General features: G+C 70.2%; 1 protein-coding gene (only partly in view). It reads left to right on the top strand.

The window, feature by feature from the left end:
- Nucleotides 1-22 precede the first annotated feature (22 nt).
- Nucleotides 23-6,000: the beginning of a hypothetical protein gene (locus CFP71_RS44235; RefSeq protein ID WP_093935483.1), read on the top strand. The gene runs 21,166 nt beyond the window's last position; only the first 5,978 of its 27,144 coding nucleotides appear in the window; the start codon lies at nt 23-25; the stop codon falls past the right edge of the window.

Genomic DNA, 6,000 nt, shown 5'->3' with positions numbered 1-6,000 from the left:
GCGGGCGTGGCGTGAGTTCGAGGTGGCCGCGCAGGAGTATCAGGACGCGTTGCGGGCGAGCGGTGCGGGGGTGGACGCGGCGCTGGAGGGGGACACGGGGGAGTTCTTTTCGTCTTTTCTGGGCAAGGGCATGGTGTCCGGTGTGGAGGCGTTGGGGGAGGCGTCGGACAGTCTGGCGTCGATGGCGAAGACGGCCGCGGCGGATGTGGTGAAGGCCAAGGTGATGATGGTCGCGATGGCGGCGATGGCGCTGGCTACGATCATTCACTTGCTGGCGACGTTGATTTTCGCGTTCATGGCTGGTGCGGCGATTCTGACGGCGCGGGCGGCGTTGACGGCGGTGTGGCGTGCGCTGGTGGCGAAGATGCAGGCGTTGGCGGCGATGTCGGCGAAGCAGCTGGGTGCCAAAGCGCTGGCGGGGCTGGGCGCGACGGCTTGGCAGGCGGGGAAGTTCGGGGCCGCGGGCGCGGCGATCATGGGTGGTTTGGACCTGTCGATCCAGGCCGGGCAGGTCGCGGCGGGCAAACGGGACGGGTTCGACGGTAAGTCGTTGCTGGGGTCGTTCGTGGGTGGTGCGCTGGGAGGCGCGTTCGCGGGGATCTTCCACGCGGGTGCGGTGTGGGTGCGGGGTGCGGCTCTGGCGGGCACGGGAGAGGCGGCGGCGAAGGTAGCGGCGAAAGAGGCCACGGACGCCGTGGCGGCGAACGTAGCGGCGAAGGAGGCCGCGGACGCCGTGGACGGTGCGGTGCCGGGTGGGGTGACGGGTAAAGCGGGTGGGGACAAGGCGCCGGAGGCCGCGGTCGGCGGGGAGAAGGCGCCGGAGGCCGCGGGGGATGCGGGAAAGGCGGTCGAGGCGCCGAAGCGGGTGGTTCCGGGGTCCGTGGAGGCGTTGGGGCACCTGTCGTACGGGTTCGGTCAGGTGGGGGTGGTGTTCATCACCGCACCGGTGATCAACGCCGCCACGGGGTCTCCGCACGCGAGTCCGTGGCTGGGGATGCTGGGGGCATTGTCCGGGTTCGGCGGCGGCCGGAGTGGTTCGTCGTCCGCGGGTTCGGGTGCGGGTTCGCTGGACGCGCTGATGTCGGCGTTGGGGCATCTGCCGGGCGCGCCGCAGCTGACGATTCCTGAACCGGGCGCCGCCGCCGTCAAGGACGGCGTGGACACGAAACCGGCCGCCGACGTCAAGACCGGTACCGACATCAAGACCAGCGCCGACGTCAAGACCGGCAGCGAGGCGTCAGTCTCCGCCGCCGATGGCGAGACCGGCGCCAAGACCGACGATCACCTCACCACCGGGGAACGGCTCTTCCTGGAGCCGCCACCGTCCTATGCGGACGCGATCACCGCCGACAGCCGAGCAGCCGACGCGGGCGTCACCACGACGACCGGTCACGCGCTGGGCGCGGTGTTCACTCCGGCAAGCGCCACCGAGGGCCCCGTTGCCTCGGCTCCCACCGGCACCGAGACGGCGACAGCCGGGACGGTCGGCCACACCGCGGTACCGATGCTGGGCGAGGCCCCCGGCGTGGTTCCTGTCGCGGCTACCCCGGCCGCTCCCGTGGCCGGAGCGAATCCGGCGGCCGTTTCGACACCGGGAGACACCGGTGCGGGAAGGACGGCGACCCCGGAGTCCGCGACGGCGCGGCCGCAGGCGAGTACGGCAGGACCCCTGGACGCCGCCCGCCCCGTCACAGCGGCCGAGCCACGCGGCGCCACGCCGGCCACCACGGTCGCGCGCACCGACGGAATCGGCCCGGCCAGGCCCGAGACAGTCGCGAACTTCGCCCCCGCGCGACCGGACACGGTGACTCCCGCGCTCGAACGGCAGCCCGGTTCGGAACAGACAGCCGCACGGGACAGCCGTGGTGCCGACACGTCGCAGGCCGCGGGCAGGGCGACCGCCGACGCCACGCCCACGAGCCTGCCGCGCGCGGAACACGATCCGGCGCTCCCCGGCCACGACCGGGCAGACGGCGCCACCACCGACCGGTCCCGGCCCGAGGCCGAGGACGCGATGCCTTCGGCACGGCCGTTGATCTCGCCCGAGCAGGCGGTGATCGGCGCTTCGTTCCTGCCGGACGCTGAAGCGACCACGGTGGCCGACGCGTTCGCCGCCGGCGCGAACAGGGTTTCCGACGCGGACTTCACCGTGGTCTGGCATTCCTCCACCGAAACCAGCGGCGGATCGCGGGCCGGACGGATCGAGCAGGTCGTCGACGCGCTGGCCGATGTGAACCGGAGCCTGTCGGCCACCGGCCAGCCGAAGCCGTGGAACAAACTCATGGTGGTCACCTGCGCGATCACCGACCCCGAGACCGCGCGATTCGCCCAGCTCGCCCGGGACGCCGGTATCGCCCGAGAGGTGGTGCCCTTCGCCCCCGGACGCCGGGTCCAGGTCACCACGACCGCGCTCCAGCCACTCGACGCCGGGCAAAACCCCACACCCGGCGCCGTCCTGCTCGGAAAAGGCGCGGGATTCGCCGAAGCCGGACCGAGCAGGCAGTCGTCCACCAGCACTCTCGCCTCGTACGCCGACAGCGACGACGGCACCTCGACGATGGCCGGCTCGCACTACGACGGCTTCGCGGACGGCAAGCCCGCCCGCCCGACCGACCTCCGCTCCGCCCTGCCCGCGTACGCGCGGGACGGGGAGGCGCTCGGTGGAGTCACCGTCACCGGCAAGGCCACGGGCGACAAGGAACTCACCGCGCTGGTCCGCGACTTCGTCAAGGAGCTCAAGGGCAAGGAGATCAAGCACGGAACGGGATTCGGCCAGATCGCCACGCGGCTCACCCGCACGAGGTTCGAAACCCTGCTGCGCGGCCGGACCTTCAGCGTGTGGGCGGACGGCGAGTGGTACTCGGTCAAGATCCGCGCGAAGATGGACCTCGACAACGCCGTCGTCAGCGGGAAAGAGCCGTTCGACGTCGGTGTCGGGCACATCAAGGACTTCGAACAGGTCACCCATACCGAAGGCCGGAGCGACACCCGGCCGTGGGTCGTCGGTGGCGGCGCGTCCACGATGCTGGCCACGGCGATGGTGCACGCCTGGGCGTCGGTGTCGTCCTTCGTCGGACGCCCGGCCCGGCGGCACATCGCCACCACGACCACCACCAAGCTCGGTTCGATCCGGGCGAGTGGTCCCGCCTGGGCGGCGGACGTCGGCGTCGTCTACGAGGTCACCGTCACCGACAGTCGCGGACGGGAGAAGACGGGGTCCGTCACCGGGCAGACGGTCAAGCTGATCATCCCGGAGCACCTGCGAGGGCTCGGCAGGCCGGCGAAGACCACGCGCGTGGGCGAGTTCCAGCCGGACTGGGCGAAGCACATCGAGTTCACGGCGACCGAGGTCCTGAAAGTCAAAGACGAAGCGGCCCTGTTCGACGACGTGGCCGCGGCGCTGAGCCAGAAGGGACGTCCGTCGGTCACGGCGCTGGGAGCACCCGGCTGGAACGAGTTGCGTGAGCTGCTGACGGGCACCGGCCTCCGGCCGTCTCTGTCGACGATGCTGTCCGGCACACCGGTGCTCTCCACCGACCTCACCAGCTTCGACGGTTCCGTCCGGCACGCCCTCAAATTCGAGGTGGACAGCCCCAGTAAGCGCGATGTCGAGCTCGTCGGCGTGCTGCCGGGCGATTCGATGCTCGGCTTCACCGACGTCACGGACATGACCGACACCGCGGTTTCCACCGCGACCTCCGGCGGATGGGTCGAGGTCGGGTTCGGTGGGCTGGCGGCGGTGTCGAAACTGTTCCGGGCGGCGGGCGGCATCACCGCGGGGGTGGGTTTCCGCCGCGTCCGCAGGGTCGCGACCGGCGCCCACACGAGCTCGGGGGCCGCGCTGTACGCCACCGGCGGTATCGGCGTGTACAAGGTGACCACGAACCTCAAGGTCACGCCCGTCGGCGGCAAGACGATGGAACCGCATCAGATCACCGCGTACGTGCGCATGGGATTGCCGGAGGCCAAGGCACAGGGGCTGCCGGTGCCGCCCGGTACCTCGGACAAGGTCATCCCGACCGACGACAAGTTCTTCGAGCCGCCTTACCTGCCGACTTCGGCGGCCGGTGGCCAGGTCGCGGCCGGGCTTTTCACGGGCGCCACGAAGGTGTCCCCGGCTGTCGAGAGCTTCGTGCGGTCTCTTCCCGGTTTCGCGAAGTTCCTCCCCGCTCGCGGCGATTTCCTTCCCAGTCCGGTGAAGGTCGATGGGTTCGCACTCCGAGAGCAGCTGACGAACCTGCGCAAGATCGAGACCGCCTTCTCGGCCACCGCGATGCGGTCCCGGCTGGACAGCCTGATCGGGCCCGGCTTGAAGGTCCAGCTGAAGCGACGCGGCCTGTTCACCAGCGAGTACGTCGAAGTGCGGGTCAAGGCCAAGCTTTCGCCGGGCGAACACCTCGGGAAGGCCTACGACCGGACGATCCTCGCCACCGCGGCGCACAGCCCGGTCAACTCTAGCGCGACGGCCACCGAACGCGGCCTGACTGTGGGTGCGGAGGCTCGCGCGGTCCTGGTGCCGGACACGTCGGCGGCGAGCGGGATGGCGGATTTCACCGTTGCGCCACTGCGTTTCGCCGGCAGCCAATCGCGACGGAACGGGGTCGACCTCGAAGCCGAACGTCTCGACTGGAATCTCGGCAGCCAGAACACCCACGTCTTCGCGCACGACGTCGACTTCGAGATCGAGGTCCGTACCTTCAGCCGGCCGCGCGCCTGGGTGCGGCGGCTCACGCCGGGCTCTCCCTTCCGGACCGTGCCGGAGCCCGCCGTCTACCGGCAGGACGCGATCGGCAGGCCCATCGAGGGCAAGGTCGAGCTCTGGCTCGACGAAGGCGTGGTGTGGAAACAGGACCCGGCCGAATTCGCCAAGACCGGCACACGCGAAGACACCCCGCCGGAGGTTCGCTGGCTGAGCCAGGAGGAAACGCCGACACTCGCGGAGTTCACGCAGGCGCCCGCCAAGCCCCCGCAGTTCATGCGCGCCGAGGCGGTGACCGGGTCTTCACGGCTGCAAGCCTTGCTCGAAGAACTGCTCGGCAAGGTGACCGACGGCGATGCGGTGCTGACCTTGCCGGGCCCGTCCGCGGAGCGTCTCGACCGGATGTTCACCCCGGAACGGCTCCGCACCGAACTGCGCGCTCTCACCACCCACGGCGAGCTGTCCACGGGACTGCGGTACAAGCGCCGTGTCCAGGACCGGGTCGCCGACGTCGGTGTGCGGATGGATCTCGAGAATCCCGTCGTGGTCTCGGTCGGGAGTCACTGGGACGCGGAACGGTCGTTCGTCGGGGGGAGTCACGCCGTCGGCGAGTCGGGCGGCCGCAAGGCGTTCGGCGCGCTCGCCTCCATCTCCAGCTATCTGCGGCCGCCCGACGGCAAGGGCCGCGGGCAGGTCTACCTCGGGGCGAATTTCGTTCCCTACAGCCGTGGTCACGACGAGTCGCTCGAAGTGGCGGCGGAGTACGAGCGGATGCGTCGCGGCGGCGCGGACGGCGATGGCCGCAACATCCTCGTGCGCTACGACAACCGCGTCCGGATGGTGGTCGAGACGCGTAACGAAGGGCTCATCGACTCCGAGGTGAAACGCGGCGGAGTCGAGTCCGTCCTCTCGGAGCCGTCCGGTGAGCGGCTGCACACCTATGTGCGCATGACCGAGGAGGAAGCCCGCGCACTGAATCTGTTGCCGGAGGCCGAAGAGAGGGCGAACCCGCCTGGCGAATTCGAGGCTCCCGAGCGCAGCTCCGACGGCTTCGGCACGGAATCGTTCGAAGACGTGCCCGACCTCGGGGACTTCTTCGGCAAGGGGATCGAAGAGCTCAGGAAGCTCCGGCCGGGCCTGCTGCCGGCGTCCCTTTTGGACGACGCGATGCACAACCTTCGCCGGTTGCGCGATCTCGAATCCCCTCAGTCGGTGCTGACCCTGATCGACGACCTCATCTCCGGCGGAGTGGGAATCCCACTGCATCAGCGCGGTCTCCTGACGACCGAGACCCACCAGGT

Source organism: Amycolatopsis thailandensis, from assembly GCF_002234405.1.
GTDB classification, from domain to species: Bacteria; Actinomycetota; Actinomycetes; order Mycobacteriales; family Pseudonocardiaceae; genus Amycolatopsis; species Amycolatopsis thailandensis.
The sequence above is the reverse complement of the archived record's forward strand: the minus strand, read 5'-3'. Positions and strand labels throughout refer to the sequence as shown.